This window comes from Clostridium gallinarum (assembly GCF_014836325.1).
GTDB lineage: Bacteria > Bacillota > Clostridia > Clostridiales > Clostridiaceae > Clostridium > Clostridium gallinarum.
Window position 1 is genome coordinate 90145 of sequence record NZ_JACSQZ010000001.1, and the last position, 18847, is coordinate 108991.

Consider the following 18847-nt stretch of genomic DNA (forward strand, 5'->3'; position numbering starts at 1 on the left):
CTTTTTAATTTTTTCTTATTTTTCTTGATAATATTATCCCCAAATTTTGTATAGCTTGTACAAATACTATTAAAATAATTACAGTAATAATTGTTGTTGTTGTATCAAATCTTTGATATCCATATGAAACTGCTATATCACCAATTCCTCCACCACCAACAGTTCCTGCCATAGTAGTTGCCCCTATAAGACCTATTGTTGCTGTAGTAATACTTAATATTAATGAACCTAATGCTTCTGGTAATAAAAAATACCAAACAATTTGAATAATAGTTGCTCCCATAGCCTCTGCTGCTTCAATAATTCCTTTATTTACTTCAAGTAAAGAATTTTCTACCAATCTTGCTATATAAGGAATTATATAGCATATAAGTGGTACTATTGCTGCTTTTGTACCTATAGAAGTTCCAACAATTATTCTTGTTAATGGCACTATAGCAACAAGTAATATAATAAAAGGAATAGATCTAACTATATTAATAACCATATTTATTATTGTTGATAACAATCTACTTTTAATAACACCAGTTCCATTAGTAATGACTAATAATATTCCTAATGGAATTCCAATTAAAGATCCAATTAATAATGATATACTAACCATTTGTAATGTTTGTAGTGTAGCTACCCATATTTGCTCCCAAGTTACTAGCATTATCTAATTACCTCCCTTACTTCTACGCCCTTATCCTCTAAATACCCTACAGCTAAATCAATATCTTTTAAATCACCTTTTATTGAAACAGTTATATACCCAAGTATATCTTTCTTTAATTCAGTAAAATTAGCATATAATATATTAATCTCTACATTATTCTTTTTAGATGCATCTGAAATTACTGCCTCTTTAGCTTTTCCTCCTATAAACTTTAACTCTAATAACCTTTCTTTTTCATCACCTCTATATTGTTCTAAAATTGATTCTGGTACTCTATCATTCACAACAGTTCTTACAAAATTTTTAGTAGTTTGTTTTTGAGGATTTCCAAAAATCTCTATTAACCTTCCAATTTCTATTATTTCTCCATTTTCTATAACAGCAACTTTATTGCATACTTCTCTAATTACATTCATTTCATGAGTAATCATTAAAATTGTAATATTATATTCCTTATTAATTTTCTTCAATAACTGCAAAATTGAATGTGTAGTTTGTGGATCTAAAGCTGATGTTGCTTCATCACATAGTAAAACCAAAGGATTAGTTGCAAGTGCTCTAGCTATCCCAACTCTTTGCTTTTGACCACCTGATAATTCACTTGGATATGCGTTAGCTCTATCAGCTAAACCAACAAACTCTAATAACTCTTTTACTCTTTCATCAATTTCTTTTTTAGATATATTATTTAAAATAAGTGGAATTGCAATATTATGATATACAGTTTTAGATTCAAGTAAATTAAAGTGCTGGAATATCATACCAATCCTTTTTCTTAAATCTCTTAATTCTTTATTATTAAGTTTACTTAAATCATTACCATTAACTATAACTTGCCCCTCTGTAGGTTTTTCTAAATAATTAACAATCCTAATTAATGTACTTTTCCCAGCTCCACTAAATCCAATTACTCCAAAAATATCCCCCTCATTAACCTTAAGAGTAACATCCTTTAGTGCTTCTATCCTATTTTTATCCCTTACAAAAACCTTCTTAATATTTTTTAATTCAATCATTTTATACCCCCTCCCCTTTATCCTAGTATTCCTATATGTTTTCTATGTTTAATTATATGTTTTTATTCTATGCATGGAAATGTATTTATGGAACTATTATTTTTACAAATTTATCGACTTTAATTTCTTAATTTTTACACTTTTTTATTCCATTACATTTCTGAGCACAAAAAAGAGAGAAACTAATTAACGCTTCTCTCTTTAAATTTCTCTCTATCTCTTTCTAAAAGTGTCATAAACTCCACCTCAATATTCGAATTATTTTTAACTTCTATAACTTTTTTATGAATATTCTTAACTAAACTTCCCTTATATTCTTCTGCTGTTATAGACTCTGAATGTTCTACATATTTTAAAAACTCTATAAGTTCATCATTTAAATCTTTCATAAACCCTTTAGTATTTAATATTATTTTATTAGTATCATCTTCTAATTTTATACTATTATCCTCTTTGCATTTATATATTAAACTATTCATATATCATCAATAATTACTACAAGTATCAATTATTTTAATTTACTTTATTTTTTATCTTAATAAAATAAAAATAGATGATTATATATACTGTATTTATAATCATCTACTATCTTTGTATTTTAAATTAATTACTCTATAATTTATTAATATTATTAAGTAAATATAAAAATAAATATTTAAAGTTCTGTATACTTTTTACTTGTACCTTTAGATTTTTCTACTGGATATTTCTTCTCATTTTTGTCCATTTTTCTATTAATTATATCTTCTATATCAACTTCTAGAGAATCAGCCATATGTAAACAGTAAATTATAACATCTGCTAATTCTTCACATACTTCCTTTTTATCATAATTATTATCCCAAAGAAAATGCTCTAATAATTCTCCTGCTTCAATGCTTATTGCCTTTGCTAAATTAGCTGGTGTGTGAAATTGAGACCATTCCCTATCATCTCTAAATTTTCTTATTCTTTTTTTTATTTCATCCATTAAATTCCTTATCTCCTTAATCTTATATTTTAATTATATAAACTCTAAATACTATTACTTTAATTATCTAAATAATATTTTTTCACTATACTCTTCAATATCTTTAAATTTAATAGTATAATTTATTAATTCAATTCTCTTTTTCAAGTAGCTAGCTAAAGCTTTATCAACACAATAAATATAACAGCCTTTTTGACCTCTTGTCATAAGAGTCCTGTAAGTATTTTTTATTATTTCATCTGCAAGCTTTAATGCTTTTTCTGGATTTTCTTTATATAATTTTTTTATACCATTTAAACTCTTATCTGTTTTTGCCCTTTTATTAAAATCAGTTATAATCTTCCCATCTTCAAATCTAATATCTTCTCCAATAATTACTCCAACATAATCAAATTCTAATCCTTGTGCTGTATGAATACATCCAACCTCATTAATACTATCACTATCTATAGCCCAGGTTTTAGTATTACTTAAATTCCACTTCATCTTAAAATCATATTCATCTATTTTAATGTCATATTTATTAATATCTTTTTTACTTATCCAATCCCAACAATATCCTGCTAGCATTCTTGCTTTATTATCTTTACTATTTAACTCTACTATTTTACTATAAATTTCTTTTGGATCATCAATTATTTTTATATCATAATCAAACTCAAATCCATCAAAATTTCCTGTATTACTTATTTCTAGTACATCATCTATCCACGATAAATAACCATCACTACCATTACATCTAAATTGCGATGTTAATTTTAACTTTGTTATCTTTGCATTAAATTCTGAAGCAAACTTTTCTATCTCTGAAATAGTTCCATTATCATCTATGGTAACTCTTTGATTTTCATCGATAAAAAATACAGATACTTTAGCTGAATTAATAATTTCTTTTACTTGATTTTCCCCCAAATTTTTAAATATTCCAGACTTTTTCATAAGTCTATGAGCTTCATCAACTAAAATAACATCTATTTCATTACAATTGGTATTTATAAAACATCCTGATCCTTTAAATAAATTATCTATATATTTCTTACTATACTTAGCTCTTAATTTTTTATTATACACTTCTCTAGGTGCCGAATTTTTTGATACATAATATGTTAATAAATTTTCAGACAAAAGTTTTACTAATAAATTTATTGCTAATACAGATTTCCCTGTGCCAGGCCCTCCTTCAACAATAAAAACTCTTTTTTCTCCAGATAACATTGTCTTTTTAGTTGTTTTTCTTATCTTTTCAAATATAACCTTTTGATCATCAAGCATTAAAAATTCTTCATTTCCTTCTAGCATTAATACTAAAGCATCTTGTAATGATTTTGAAGGTCTTATCTTTCCATTTTCAATTTCAAATAATCCTAATCCTTCATCTCCATTTTTAACAAACCTTGATATAAAGTTTCTTAGTTTAACAGCATCTCCCTTAGTAAATATAGGAGCTCTATTTACATACTCTTCATATATATCATTTTTTAATGGATCATTATTATCAGGAGAAATATAGTTATGTAGATATGCACATGGATGAAGTACTAACTTTTTCTTTTCAACTGAATCATTATAATCTTCTATTAAAGATGCATATGACCATGCCTGATAAGATGGATGCGTAGTCTTAATAATATGTTTGTTGATCATTGTTTTAACAATAGCATCTTCATCATCAACTTTCTCTATGCTCTCCCATTGCTTTAATTCAACAATTACTACATGTTCCTTATTCTCTTCATCTAATCCAGTAATAATAAAATCTATTCTTCTTGAAGTAGCCGGTATTCTATATTCAATTGCTATTCCACAATTATCTGGAATACTATTAGAATTTAATACCTTGTACATATATTGCATTGAATTATCCCATGACTTAAATTCTCTATAATTAGATTTCCCTATCTTTTCTTTATATTTTTTATCTATTTCTATGCTAATTATATCATTTTCAACATGTTCCATAAATTCTGATTTTGATGCCCTATATACTATCATTTATAAATATCACCTTTTCTTTAAAATCATATTAAATTATTTATTCTTATTTTTAAGTATCAAAATATTTTATTAATACATATATTTTAACATTACTTTCTCAATTTTTTTGTATAATTTTGTCGTAAATTACACACTTTTAATATTTAATAAAAAAGAAGCCAGTTTCCCAGCTTCTAATTAACTTACATCATTGACATAAACTTCTTTTCCCTTAAATACTATAACTAACTTCTTTATATTAGTTATTCCTCTATTTAATAGTTCTGTTTCATATTTTTTATCTTCTATTTGTTTTCTTGCTTCTTCTATTAGTTCTTCTATTGATTTTTTATTTGTTTTTCTTGCTCTTTTAAATTCAATTATTATTCCTGGTTTATTTATATCTTTTGGTATTACCATTACATCGTATCTTCCGTAGCCTGATTCTCTATTTGATAAAACGTAATGTGTTCTATTTAAAGATACTAACATTCCAAGAACAAAGCTATGATATACCTTTTCCGGTTCTTCCCCTGATACATCGAAATAACTTAATGACTTTTCTACATAGTCTATAAATATTTCTTCAAATACTTCGTAATCAAAGTTTACTAAAGCTTTTAGCATTTCATTATATTCTGATGCTATATAGCTTTCACTTTGCCAATCACGAATTATTTTTTCATACATATATTTAACTTCTAAGTTTGGGATCTTTAAGCTATAATATATTTCTATATCTTCTCTTCTTTTTCCTACAACTTTTAAATATCCAGCCATAAGTAAAAAGCTCCATATATTATCTTCATTTAATTCTATATCCGCCATCACTATATTTTCATCTATAATAGCTTCTATAGTATTTCCCCTAAGTAATTCTTCAAAGGATTTTTTTAAGGCTTCACTGCCTTTTGATAAAATAGTTTTTATTATTTTATTTTCTGATGTATTTACCCAATAGGGCATAAATCCACTATCTCTATCATCTAAATAACATAATACTGACCAAGGATTATAAATTACTGTATTTCCAAAAATATATCCATTATACCACTTTTTAAATTCTTCTCTTTGCTCTACTACATTAAAATCATTTAACACTTTTTCTATTTCTATATCTGTAAATCCAAATTTATCACAATAAGCATTTTTTAAAATAGTATTTACTTTTAAATTATTAAGTCCTGAAAATATAGATTCTCTAGCTACTCTTAATATCCCAGTTAACATTGCTTTTTCCAGATATATATTATCCTTTAATGTATTAGATAAAAAATTTCTCATAAATCCAATAGTTTCATCATAAATTCCTGAAAAATAACTATGTTGAATTGGTGTATCATACTCATCTATTAAAACAATAACTTTTTCTCCATAATAATCATAAAGATAATTACTTAATTTTCTTAAGGCTATTTCTATATCATCTTTACTTGCTTTTCCACTTTGAATTTTTCTAAAAAAGTTCTTATCACTTTCATCTTTCAAATAATCATATATATGCTTGAATTGATTATATATATCAATTAAATAATAATTTAATCTCTTTACTAGAATATTAAAATCATCATGTTTTTCATCTTTAAAGGTTAAATATATAGTTGGATATATTCCTTGTCGTTTCATTATATCTTCTTCTTTTTCTATAAGAAGATTATTAAATAGATGTCTTCTATCTTCATCACATTTTTCAACAAAATATCTTATCATAGATAAATTAAGAGTTTTACCAAATCTTCTTGGTCTTGGAATTAAAATTATTTGTGATGGATCTTCTAAAAATTCCTTTATTAAAAGAGTTTTATCTACAAAATATCTATCATCTTCAATAATTGTTTTAAAATCACTTTGACCTAAAGCTATCTTTTTCATATCATACACCTTCTTTCTATTTAATAACTTCTTTCGCATCAATTATTAATTATTATATCATATTTTATAAAGTCTATCCTGCTCTTGTTTTAATGATTATAACTAATAAAGCTACAGTTTATCAGTCATAAATATATTATTAAATTATATCTTCCTTTTTTATTTTTAGTTATTTTATAAATAAATATTTCATAGTTATTATATAAAGATTTATTACTAAAAATATAAACTATTAGGGGAGTACATAATGAATTGGGTTAAGGTAAGAGATTTTATTGTAAATATTAGTGATACTGATAACTATATTATGAATATTTATGAAAGATATGCGCCATTTATAATTCTATTTTTATTATTTTCAATAATATTAATTTTAAAAGATTTTATTAGATATAATTCAAAGTTAGAAAGAAATATAAGATTAGTATTTTCATTTATTACTGGAATCACACTAAGTTTTTATTATATAGGAAATTGGCTAATACTTGGTATAGATATAAATAACTTACCTTTTCATCTGTGTTATATTTGCACTATATTATCTATAATATTAGCATCAAATAAGAATAAAAAAATATTTAATTTTCTATTAGTTTGTGGTGTTATTGGAGGGTTAAGTAGTTTTATAGCAATAGATTTATCTTTATCTTCAAGTTATTTTAAATACTACAAATTTACATTAAGCCATATAGCAATAATAATTCTACCTATATATTTTATAGTAATTCATAATTATAAATTAAAAATAAAGGAGTTATTAGAAGTTTTTATACAGGTAGAAATATTATCTATAGCTTTTGGAATATTTAATAGCTATTTTAAAACTAGTTATTTCTTTGTAAGCTTTACTGATAATTTTGCTGCTCAAGGTACTATATTAGAGGGGTTAGGTAATGGATATAAATATTTTATTAATTTACAAATAGTAGGTGTTATATATTTTTTTACAATATTTATATTGCTAAAAATATTAGAGTTTAGGCAAGTATATCAAAAAAGGTTGTAGTTTGCACTACAACCTTAAACAATCTAAAATTATCTTCTATTTTGTTCTTTTTTAGCTCTTCTACAAGATATACATCTTGTTGGTTCATTTGTGAATCCTTTTTCTTGGTAGAATTCTTGTTCTCCTACTGAAAATATGAATTCGCTTCCGCAATCTCTGCATGATAAAGTTTTATCTGACATAAATATTCCTCCTAAAATTAAAGATTCTAAATTGATATATAATCTCTAATTTCTGAGAAACTATTTATCCAATCGAAACTTTTTTTATTAGCTTTTTGCTACTTTCTAATAATAACACAGTATTATTTATATTGCAAGTAATTTTTCTGAATATTTTAAATTTATTTCAACTTTTCTTTATAAACCTTGTTTTTCAATAGTTTTCATTTTCTTAAAGTAATATATTCCAAGAGGAATTGCTGCTGATAACCATGCAATTGGATCTGATAAGCATATTCCTGTATATTCTATAAACTTTGGTAGTGTAAATGCTACTGCTGCTCTTGCTATTAATTCATATGCTCCTGCTAACATTGGTACAAGGGATTCCCCCATACCTTGAAGGGCATTTCTATATATAAATATTAATCCTAAAGGTATAAAGAACATAGCCGCGTAATTAAGACATTCTTGTGCATAAGCTAAAATAGTTGCATCTGGATTTTCAATAAATAATCCTACAAAGAATTTTCCACCAAATACAAGTATTAGTCCTGCAATTATACTTGTAATTATAGATATTTGTGTACATCTTCTTACGCCTTCTTTTATACGTTCATAATTTTTAGCACCTAAATTTTGTCCACAATATGTTGCCATAGTTACACCAAATGTAATTGCTGGTTGCATAACTATTTGTAAAACCTTTGAAGCTGCTGTATATGATGCTATTGCTACAGAACCAAAAACATTTAAAGCTCCTTGTACTATCATAATTCCAATTGCTGTTATAGAAAATTGTAAAGCCATTGGAATCCCTATTTTTAAATGCTTTATATACATTGATCTTTTAACTTTAAAATCTTCTCTTTTTAATCTTAATATATTATATTTTTTATATGTATAAACTACACATAATATTCCTGAAACCCCTTGAGATATTATTGTTGCCCATGCAGCACCTGCAACTCCCATAGAGAAGTTTACTATAAATACTATATCTAAAACTATGTTTAAAATTGATGCTACTATTAAGAAATATAATGGAGTTTTACTATCTCCTAAAGCTCTTAATATACCTGAAATTATGTTATAAACTACAGTTGCTATAGTTCCTGCATAAATAATTACTATATAACTATATGCATCTGCCATTATGTTTTCTGGAGTATTCATCAAGTGAAGCATTGGTCTTGCTAATAAAACACTTATTAATGTAATTAATATTGATGCTATTAATGATAAAACTAATGCACTTGAAGTTGCTTTTTTTAATCCTTCTTCATCTTTAGCTCCAAACTTTTGAGAAACTAAAACTGAAAGCCCACTTGTAAGCCCTACAACAAAGCCATTTATTAAAAATGACATAGATCCTGTACTTCCAACTGCAGCTAAAGCATCTACTCCTATAAATCTACCAACTATTATAGTATCTACCATACTATAAAACTGTTGAAATATATTTCCTATAAGCAGTGGTATTGAAAATAATAATATTAATTTAACTGGACTACCTGTTGTCATATCTTTCGTCATATTTTTTGCCATTACTTATTACTCTCCTATAACTTTATTCTCGATTATATAGGATAACATTTCTTTTACAAATAATAAAGCATTTCTTTTAATATTTTGCATCTTTATTACATTAACATTATGTTAACTAAAATAAAGCTGCCCAAAAGGCAGCTACATTAATGTAATTAATAATTGACAATGGATAATTGATAATTATTGAAGTAATTTGTTCCAAATTACCAAAAACCATTTTTTAATTTCAAAATTTCTAAAAAGCTTTATTCGAAAAAACTCCACAATTCTACATTCTAAATTCTACATTTTACATTCCCTATCTGTGTTTTCTTCGGCTTCTTGATGAACTTCTACTATCTTGATTTTGATTTGCATTCATTCCACCATTCATGTTTCCATTCATCCCGTTACCCCCCATTGAATTAAATAACATTGCTAAAGGATCCATTTGTGAATTATTTTGACTATTCATATTAGCCATGTTATTCATATTATTTGGGTTTTGTTGATTTTGTTGTCCTTGTTGACTGCCTGGATTTCCACCGTTCATTAACATATTCATTAATTGATTCATATCAACACTATTGTTTCTATTCATGTTTTGATTTCTATTCATATTTTGGTTTCTTTGTTGCGCTTGTTGTTGATTTTGTTGTGGCTGTTGATTTAATCCATTCATAAGCATTGATAAAGGATTATTATTCATATTAGCGTTCATATTTCCATTCATATTATTTGGCATATTCATATTGTTTCCGCCCATTAACATACTTAACAATTGATTTATACCATTTCCTTGGTTCATATTATTTCCTTGTGGCATTCCTCCACCCATGCCATTCATTAGCATAGATAATGGATTATTTCCTTGACCTTGACCTTGGCCGCTTCGTTGTCCTCCCATTCCACCCATCATGGAACTGAAAAGCATATTCATAAGTGGGTTTCCACCTCCGCCCATTCCAGGCATTCCTCCACCCATTTGGCCTCCCATAAGTCCTTTAAAAAGCATATCCATCATTTGCATATGGTTATCTCCTATTTTATTACTATTAATATATAAGTATTTCTTTTCATATGCTTTTGCTACATAAATAATTTATTTTTTTGTATTGACAAAGTCCTTATACATGGAATTTACCTTAAATCTATTTCTCTCTAGAAATTCATTAATTTCTTTATTGTTATTATTAATACTCATTGCTACTTTCATTCTCTCTTCTATAAACCCAGTAATAAGATAAAGATTTCTTATACTATAATCATTATGCTTTTCTATTATATCTTCTTTCATTTGATTTATAAGTGAATTATATACATCAAATAAATAATTCTTCATATCTTTAATTTTATAAGGAAAAATGTACTTATTTGCAAACATTGTTAACAATGCTCCTATAATAACAAATATAATTCTTGTAATTACCAACTTAAAGGTTCCACCTAGAATTGCAGCTGATGCTACTGCTGATACAGTTATACAAACCATCTTTTGTCTATAATTTTTACTAAATGGATCTAAATAACCAGCTAAAAGAATAATTGCTGATCTTATAGTTTGATTTTTTATAGTTCCAAAAGCTATAAGAACTATTATTCCACCTATAAATGTTGCTATAACTCTATCTTTTACTCTTTCATTAGAAGTTTCTACATAAGGTTGAATAAGTGAAAATATTGTAAAGCACATCCATCTTCCTTCAGAAAAATTAAATAATTTAGCTATAAATGCAGTAATAGCACCTATTATCCCTAATCGTATTGCATATCTAACCTTAGCTGAATCAATATTAAAATTTCTTTTATGAATAGCTATATTATGAAAATGATATGGAATATCGTATTCTTTTTTTATAGTTTTCTTTTCCTTACCACTTAAACTCCCTATACTTTCTACTTCCCTATAAAGAATACTTATTAAATCAACAATTTCATTTACATAGTCCCTATTTATATCCTTTATTCCTATATATTCTTTTATAGCATCTATATCTTTTAACTCAAATTTTCTATCTCTTATATTTTTAACTTCATTATAAAGATAATCTAATAAATTTTTATAATATTGTTTATTTTTTTCTAAACTAATCTTATCTAATAGTATATTTATTCTTTCTAATGACCATATAATATCAGTTACTATTATTCCATCACTAGTTATATAATAATCATCTACTCTTTTATCATAAACAACTCTTTTTAAATAATTTATTGACTCTGTTATTTCTAAGTTTTCCTTATTAAATTCTTTATTTTCTTGTATTAATCTTATTTTGGCTAATATAATATCACTAATTTTATTTATAGATTTTGTTCCTGTTTTAAAAACCTTATCCTTGTTAACAATAAATTGAATTATCATTATAAAAATACTTCCAAAAAATAATGATATAAATCTATTAAATAATTCAACTCCTTCTACTGGATAAAAAAGCATAAAGAAATACTGAAGTCCAAAGGGCACTACTATAGACTTTTTTAAATTTCCACTAAAGAAATACCCTATTACAAAAAGAGCAATAAAGTTTAATATTAGTCCAAGCCATACATTTTGAAGTGCTAAAACTGAAAATACTAAACTAAATAAATTAACTCCTAATATTTTAAAGAAATTTTTAAATGGTGCTACTGTTAAATCTTTTTCCATAAGAGTTAGTGCTGTAGTTATTATAGTTACTCCAATTAAAGAATTTCCAACTCCAAATATTGATTGAAACATTTTAACAAAAACTATTATAAATATAAATATAATTGTATTTATTATTATTTTACCTTTCATTATAAAACCTCCCTTTTGATACAAGAAAAAATACTATCACAATAAATTTTCAATTTCAATAACGCTTACTTTTTGAATTTTTCATTAATATTATTAGCATTTTTTATATAAAACTCTCTTCAAAAAAAAGAAGTAAATATATTATGTTAGTTAAGCTATAATAAACTCAAGTTATCCTAACATAAAATATTTACTTCAAATTAATTTTCTAAACTTTATTATAGTAAAATCCTTATTCATCTGTAACTCGTCCATAGATATAATTTCCTAAACAATAACAAAAAGTGTTAACATATCATAGCAAGGTGACTTGGAGCGCATGCGACGGAACCTGGATATGCTATGTTAACACTTGATGTTTGAAGAAGAAAATTTATAGCCCCTTTCTATCGTTTTTCTTTTTAAGTAGTGCGCTAGTATCTAGGGATTGTTTTTTATTTTCTTCCTTTGATGCTTTCTTTTTATTAATTTTAGGTTTTTTGATTTCTTTCTCTTCTTCAATTTTAATTTCTTCTTTAAGCTTTTCTTTTATTATCTTTTTCTCTTCAGTTATTGTCTTAGAAATCTTACTTTCTTTATTTATTAAATTGTCTTTTATTTTCTTTTCTTCCTTAGACTTATCTTTTCTCTTTTTAAAGCTTCTAATAAAATCTAAGTTTAATCTTCTATAGGCTATATCTAGCATAAATAATAGCATACTTATTAATAAAAGACCATTTGTTAAATTTATTTTTTTATATTCTCTTTGAAGATTTCCCTGGAAAACTTCTTCTGGTTTATTAATAAAGCTTCCCTTTGTTTCTTTTACTACTACATCTAACTTTTCAGCATTTGTATTGAATTTATATTCATCTGAATATTGAAGTGCAAAAGCTCCTTTATAGCTACTTGTAACTTCTCCATTTTCCTCTTCTCTTATATTAAAGTTATAAAATCCTAATGAATTTAAAGGTATATTTGCAGAGAATTTTCCAGGTTCCACTTGAGATAATTCAAATTCTCCTTCTTCGCCATTTTCTCCATTATATATTCCTTTTACCTTTGCATCTTTAGAAATATTATCATTATAAAATTCTATTTTAGCTTCATTACCTTCTTGTGATATATTTAGGTATCCTTCTTCTCCATACTTAGGAATTGTAAAGTAAACCATATTCTTTATAAGCTGTGGTCCATACTCCCAAGCTAAATAATTTTTACTCCACTGTCCATTAATATCTGAAGTAAAACTTACTGTTCTACCTATTCCATATTGCATAGCAGCTAATATTGGCTCATCATGGCTTGAACTTAAAATTTCTACTGCATTTTCTTTTATAGAAGTACCTATATATCCAAGTAAACTAGGTATTCCATCAGAAGTTTTAACTCCTGCTAATATTTCATGATTACTTAGTATTTTAGGAGTAAATTCTTCATTTATTATATAAGTGCCTGCTGATAATAATACTTCCTTTGCAAATATTCTAGGAATATCTGTATAAATATCTGTATAATAACCTCTTCCTCTTCCAACAGATGCTAATTGATTTAAAAGATCTGCATTTGCCCCTTCTCCAACAGCTACTGTAGAAAGTGTAATATTATTATCATTAAATCCTTGCAATAAATTTAAATAGTTTTCATAACCATATCCATCTTGTCCGTCTGTTAATAAAATAGTGTGTTTTATTTTCGCAGTACTTTCAAGTTGTATATTATATCCTTCTTCTAAAGCTGGATATATAGAAGTTCCCCCTCTTATTTGTATTCCAGAAATAAGTTCTTTTATATATTCCTTATCACCAACCTTTTGAAGTGGTACAACTACATCATAAGTATCATCAAAGGCTATTACAGATATTTCATCTACTTCTCTTAAATTTTCTAATGCCTTCATTGCAGCTTCCTTGGCTAAGGTTAATTTACTTACACCAGAGCCTTCTGCACTCATACTAACTGATTTATCTATAATTAAATTTATACTTATAGCTGGAACTTCATTTTTACCTCTCTTATCCATATAAACAGGCAATACATTTTCTAGAGCTGTATCCTTATACCCTCCAAGAGCATAAGAATCTTCACCACCAAAAGTTATAAGTCCACCACCATAATCTCTTACATAAGCTTCTATATTCTCCATAAATCCATTTGTTAAATCATCTTTATGGACATCATTAAGTACTATAGTTTTATATTCTAATAATTCATTTAATGAACTAGGTGCTGCTCCTGGTGATACTTTTTTAATATTTGCTCCTGAATTTAATAATATTTCTTCTAAAGCTTTTGAATCTCCCTTAACTCCATTTATAATAAGTATAGTTGGCTTATCCATTACATTTGTAAAGGTACTAAATTCATTATTTACTTTATTTGTATCATCATCTGCTTCTATTAAAACTCTATATCCTTTAAAGCCCCCTGATTCTTGCTTATCTCTAAATACAAAGGAGTTTTTCCCCTTTTGAATTTGAACTTCTTGCTCTCCTACCTTAGTTCTACCAGAAAAAAGTGAAAGCTTAGCCTTCGTTGCATAATTAGATTTTATATCTATAGACACTGAAAATTCTTCTCCTACAGCTATATTATCTGGCACCTTTACGCTATCTACGTAAACTTCATTTCCTTTTTCTCCAGTTACCTTATATACTTTAAAATCTATTTTTTGTTCATTTATTAATGGAATAGATTTTAAAATATCTCCTTGATTTTCTTCTCCATCAGTTATCAAGACAATTCTCTTTGACCCGCCTCTTTCAAATAGACTTAAAGAGCTTTCTATTGCCTCTTGGATATTAGTAGCTGTAACTACAGGACTTTCATTTATAGATTTATATTCTTTCTTTTTATTTAAAATCTTATCTATTTTTGAATTATCACCAAATAGTACTACTCCAGATTTATTTCCCCTTGGCATATCTTCTAGTGCTGCACTTATAAAATCTTTCCCTGATTCTTCAAAATCACCAATACTTTCAGATACATCTAATAAAAATACTGTTGAAATATTTCTTCCCTTTAAATTAACTGTTATATTACCAAATGCTAATATAAGTAAAGCAAAAATTAGTGTTCTACTTATAAATACTACTAACTCATTTTTATTCCATGGCCTATATTTTTTAAAACTATAAATCATAAAGGCAAAAACTAATGGGACTAGTATTAAAAAATATAAATTTCCTATTTCTATCTTCATTTTCTTGCCTCCTAATTTCCTCGTTTATACATTATCCATTCAAAAGCCACTACCATAATTACCAAAAGTATAAGTATAGGTGATATATTTATACCTCTTTTTAATTCAGCTTTAGAAGTTACTAAATTTTCACTTTCACTAATATTACTTACCTTTGTGTCTCCCTCTTTTTCTGAAGGGAAGTTTACTGAAAATAATTCTTTTTCATCTAGGGCTTCTAATTTATATACTCCAAGTTCATTTTCTTCTTTTATTTCATCACCTGAAGATATTTCTTCACTTTCACCCTTTGGATAAGTTAATGTAATATTAGAATCTAAACTAATACCACTAACTATAATTTTATCTCCTGCTTTATAATTATTCTTATATACCATTCCACTAGAAATTAAATTTTCACCTAGTTCATACATTAATATTGGGAATTCTTTTTTTAATGGAAAATCACTATTATGAAGATCAAATGATAGGGAAGCTATTTTTCTTCCATCAACTTCTCCCTTAAAACCTATAAAATCTTCATCAATATTTAGAAACCCTCTTCCGTAATAAGGAATTTCTATTGCATTGTACTTTCCAGCAGTAAAGGTGGTACCTTCTAAGTATTTTGATACTTCTCCAATAACAGCCTTAGCTTCTCCTCCTTCTCCACCAGATACAACATTAAAAAATTCATTTGACGCTGGATTAATAAATAATATGCTTCCCTTAGATGGCATAATATCAGGTGTAACGCTATCAAATACATATAAATCATAATTATCTGAACTAGTTAAATTCGATACATTATTAGTTTTATATACTTCAGTATTTTGAATAACACTAAAAGCTTTTTCTAAGAATAAATTTTGCTCTGTAACTATAAGAATCTTATTAACCTTTTTCTTTCCAACTACATGGTTATAAGTATTGTCTTCTAAAATCATATCTTTTCTAGATAATTCTCCTCTTAATGTTTCAGATTTAATTGAAGACAAATCTAAGCTTATTGTTTTATTTTCCCCTTCTTTAAGACTTAGAGATTCAACTGATATAAGTTCTTCTCCATCATAAAGAGAAAAATCTCCTTCATAATCTCCTGTTCCTCTATTAGTTATAGTTGCAATTACTCTAATCTTATCTTCTAAATATTTATGAGAAATATTATCTATAGAAGCATTTACTCCTGAATTTGCTAGGGAAACTATTTTTCCATTAACATCTCCTAATGAAAATTCTTTATCAGTAATAATAATTGCTTCATAATCTTCTTCTATTCCCTCTCCTATAGCCTTAATAAAAGATATAGTGTCATTTATATCTCCTGTTCCATAGCTTTGCGATATAGAATCAATAATTTCATTAGATACTTCCTTATTAAAATCTCCATTTTGAAGTAAATTACTACTTCCATCAAAGGATATAATATATGTGTTAGTATCTTCTTTAGTTGAGGATAGTACTTCCTTTGCGAGTCGCTTTCCTTCCTCTAACCTAGTTCCATTTCCATACTCTGCCGTCATACTTGCAGTATTATCTAATACTAAAATTATATTTTTATAAGTCTTTCCTCCAAAATTTAAAAATGGTTTCATTAAGCTTAGAATTATTAGTAATAATATAATTATTTGTAAAAGTAACAGTATATTTTTTCTAAGCTTTTCCCAAGGTGTATTAGCTCTTGTATTTTTATAAACTTCACTCCATAAAAGTGTTGAAGAAATAACTTCTTCTCTATACTTTCTTTTTAATATATAAAGTAGTATTAAAAGAGGAATGGTTATTAATAAAAATAAAGGCCATAAGCTACTAAATCCCATAATATCTTCCTCCTAATACAATACTCTTTTTTTATTAAATTCACCTAGTATTATTTCTTCTATTTCCATCCCTGAACTTACACTTATAAACTTTCCACCATATTTTTTTGCTAAATCTTCAATTGATTTTTTATATACCTTCAATGTAGCTTTATACTCTTTAATTATATTTGGTGTTAAACTCATCTTTATATTTTCATTAGTTTCACTATCTATAAAGGTAATTTCATTATTAAACTCAGGATTTAACTCTTCCTCTGATAATATTTGAACTAAAATTATATCCTGTTTTTTAAAGGCTAAATATTTTAAAGCATCTTCTAAATCTTTAAGTCCTTGATTATTAAAGAAATCAGAAACTATAACAGAAACTCCCCTAGGTGATAGAGGTCTCTTTTTTATACTTTTAGCTAAATCTGTACTTCCTTTAAATTCTAAGCTTTCTAGCTCTCTAAGTATTCTTTGAAAAGCCTTATTTCCTGCTGCAGATTTAATACTTTCTACATTTCCATTATCCATAGTAGAAATATTTACCCTATCTAAATTATTTAAGGCAATATAGCTTAGAGCTACAACTGTCTTTAAGGCTGTATCTTTTTTATTTACTGCTCCATAATCCATTGATTTAGATTTATCTATAAAGAAATTAAATATTCCTTCTCTTTCTTCCATAAAAACTTTAACAAAAAACTTATCAAACCTTCCATAGGCATTCCAATCTATTCTTCTAAAATCATCACCTGGTGCATATTCTCTATAATCTGAAAACTCAACGGATACACCCTTAGCCTTAGATTTTCTTCCTCCTTGAGTTCCAGATGAAAGCTTAAAATTTATATGCATATTAATTTTATTTAGCTTTTTGAAAAAATCCTCATTAAATAATCTTTCACTCATGAGCTACACAACCTTTAAATCTTCTAATAGTTTATCTATAATACTTTCTTCAGTTAATCCTTCTGTTATAGCATCAAAATTTAATATAAGTCTATGTCTTAGAATTGGATAAGCCAAAACTTTTATATCTTCAAAGGAAACATTAAGCCTACCTTCCATTACAGCCCTAACCTTTGCTCCACTAATTATCCCTTGAGCTGCTCTTGGACTTGCTCCTGCCTCTACATATTTTTTAACTATTTCGGAACCCTCTTCTATTTCAGGATGAGTAGCTAATATTAGTTTTAAAGCATATTCCTTAACAGAGTCTGCAATTTTAACTTCTCTTATTGCCTCTCTTATTTTTAAGATTTCATCCCCTTGAAGAACAGAATTAATTTCAGTTTTTTCATTAGTTAATGTTAAATCCATTATTTCCTTTAACTCTTGTAAATTTGGAAAATCTACATTTAGCTTAAATAAAAATCTATCTAACTGAGCTTCTGGAAGTGGATATGTTCCCTCTTGCTCTATTGGATTTTGAGTTGCAAGCACCATAAATGGTCTTGGCATTTCATAAGTTATTTTTCCAACTGTAACTGTTTTTTCTCCCATAGCTTCAAGTAAGGCTGATTGTGTTTTAGGAGTTGCTCTATTAATTTCATCTGCTAATAAAAGGTTAGTAAATACAGGACCCTTTTCGAATTTAAATACAGTATTGTCATTTTCCTTTACAACTATATTAGTTCCAACAACATCTGCGGGCATTAAATCAGGTGTAAATTGAATTCTAGAAAACTTTAAATCTAATACCTTTCCTATTGTCTTTACTAATTGAGTTTTTCCCATTCCTGGCATACCTTCTAAAAGTACATTTCCATCAGCAAATATAGCAACTAAAACATTTCTTATTATATCCTTTTGACCTATAATCCCTTTTGATATTTCTTCTTCGCATTTTCTTATTTTCTCTGAAATTTCTAGCATTTCTTTTTCATTTATTTCCATGAATTTACCCC

The 18847-nt window shown here is 26.5% G+C and carries 15 protein-coding genes; 1 reads left to right on the top strand and 14 read right to left on the bottom strand.

Annotated elements, in window-relative coordinates; genetic code table 11:
• Positions 1–4: 4 nt before the first annotated feature.
• From H9660_RS00430 to H9660_RS00455, 6 genes are all read right to left on the bottom strand, one after another.
• Positions 5–655 carry a methionine ABC transporter permease gene (locus H9660_RS00430; protein WP_191747407.1) on the bottom strand — a complete coding sequence of 217 codons (651 nt, stop codon included), beginning with the start codon at positions 653–655 and terminating at the stop codon, positions 5–7.
• Positions 655–1674: a methionine ABC transporter ATP-binding protein gene (locus tag H9660_RS00435; protein ID WP_191747410.1), complete on the bottom strand. Its 1020-nt coding sequence runs from the start codon at positions 1672–1674 to the stop codon at positions 655–657. The genes H9660_RS00430 and H9660_RS00435 overlap by 1 nt, the downstream gene beginning before the upstream one ends.
• A gap of 182 nt (positions 1675–1856) precedes the next feature.
• A complete protein-coding gene (locus H9660_RS00440) occupies positions 1857–2153 on the bottom strand; it encodes a hypothetical protein (RefSeq protein WP_191747412.1) in 297 nt (98 codons plus the stop codon).
• A gap of 176 nt (positions 2154–2329) precedes the next feature.
• Positions 2330–2644: a nucleotide pyrophosphohydrolase gene (locus H9660_RS00445; RefSeq protein WP_191747414.1), complete on the bottom strand. Its 315-nt coding sequence runs from the start codon at positions 2642–2644 to the stop codon at positions 2330–2332.
• A gap of 63 nt (positions 2645–2707) precedes the next feature.
• Complete coding sequence (locus H9660_RS00450; RefSeq protein WP_191747416.1) at positions 2708–4636, bottom strand: DUF2075 domain-containing protein; 1929 nt, start codon at positions 4634–4636, stop codon at positions 2708–2710.
• A gap of 180 nt (positions 4637–4816) precedes the next feature.
• Entirely contained in the window at positions 4817–6490 is a 1674-nt protein-coding gene (locus H9660_RS00455) for an AAA family ATPase (RefSeq protein ID WP_191747418.1), read from the bottom strand.
• Positions 6491–6737: 247 nt separating this feature from the next.
• Here H9660_RS00455 and H9660_RS00460 point away from each other — a divergent pair, with 247 nt between their 5' ends.
• Positions 6738–7496 (top strand): TMEM164 family acyltransferase, encoded by a 759-nt coding sequence (locus H9660_RS00460; protein WP_191747420.1) that lies wholly within the window; start codon positions 6738–6740, stop codon positions 7494–7496.
• A 29-nt stretch (positions 7497–7525) separates the two neighbouring features.
• Here H9660_RS00460 and H9660_RS00465 read toward each other — a convergent pair whose 3' ends face one another.
• The 8 genes from H9660_RS00465 to H9660_RS00500 all read right to left on the bottom strand — a co-directional run bounded on the left by H9660_RS00465 (position 7526) and on the right by H9660_RS00500 (position 18836).
• Positions 7526–7678 (bottom strand): zinc-ribbon domain-containing protein, encoded by a 153-nt coding sequence (locus H9660_RS00465; RefSeq protein WP_191747421.1) that lies wholly within the window; start codon positions 7676–7678, stop codon positions 7526–7528.
• 177 nt (positions 7679–7855) lie between these two features.
• A complete protein-coding gene (locus tag H9660_RS00470) occupies positions 7856–9193 on the bottom strand; it encodes an MATE family efflux transporter (protein ID WP_191747442.1) in 1338 nt (445 codons plus the stop codon).
• A 313-nt stretch (positions 9194–9506) separates the two neighbouring features.
• Positions 9507–10217 (bottom strand): hypothetical protein, encoded by a 711-nt coding sequence (locus H9660_RS00475; RefSeq protein WP_191747423.1) that lies wholly within the window; start codon positions 10215–10217, stop codon positions 9507–9509.
• A gap of 72 nt (positions 10218–10289) precedes the next feature.
• A complete protein-coding gene (locus H9660_RS00480) occupies positions 10290–11969 on the bottom strand; it encodes an FUSC family protein (protein ID WP_191747425.1) in 1680 nt (559 codons plus the stop codon).
• A 373-nt stretch (positions 11970–12342) separates the two neighbouring features.
• Positions 12343–15153: a VWA domain-containing protein gene (locus H9660_RS00485; RefSeq protein ID WP_191747426.1), complete on the bottom strand. Its 2811-nt coding sequence runs from the start codon at positions 15151–15153 to the stop codon at positions 12343–12345.
• 11 nt (positions 15154–15164) lie between these two features.
• The gene (locus H9660_RS00490; RefSeq protein ID WP_191747428.1) at positions 15165–16952 is read right to left on the bottom strand and encodes a vWA domain-containing protein; all 1788 of its coding nucleotides are present in this window, start codon (positions 16950–16952) and stop codon (positions 15165–15167) included.
• A gap of 12 nt (positions 16953–16964) precedes the next feature.
• Positions 16965–17849 carry a DUF58 domain-containing protein gene (locus H9660_RS00495; RefSeq protein ID WP_191747429.1) on the bottom strand — a complete coding sequence of 295 codons (885 nt, stop codon included), beginning with the start codon at positions 17847–17849 and terminating at the stop codon, positions 16965–16967.
• A 3-nt stretch (positions 17850–17852) separates the two neighbouring features.
• Positions 17853–18836, bottom strand: coding sequence for an AAA family ATPase (locus H9660_RS00500; RefSeq protein ID WP_191747430.1), 984 nt, complete (start codon positions 18834–18836; stop codon positions 17853–17855).
• Positions 18837–18847 lie beyond the last annotated feature (11 nt).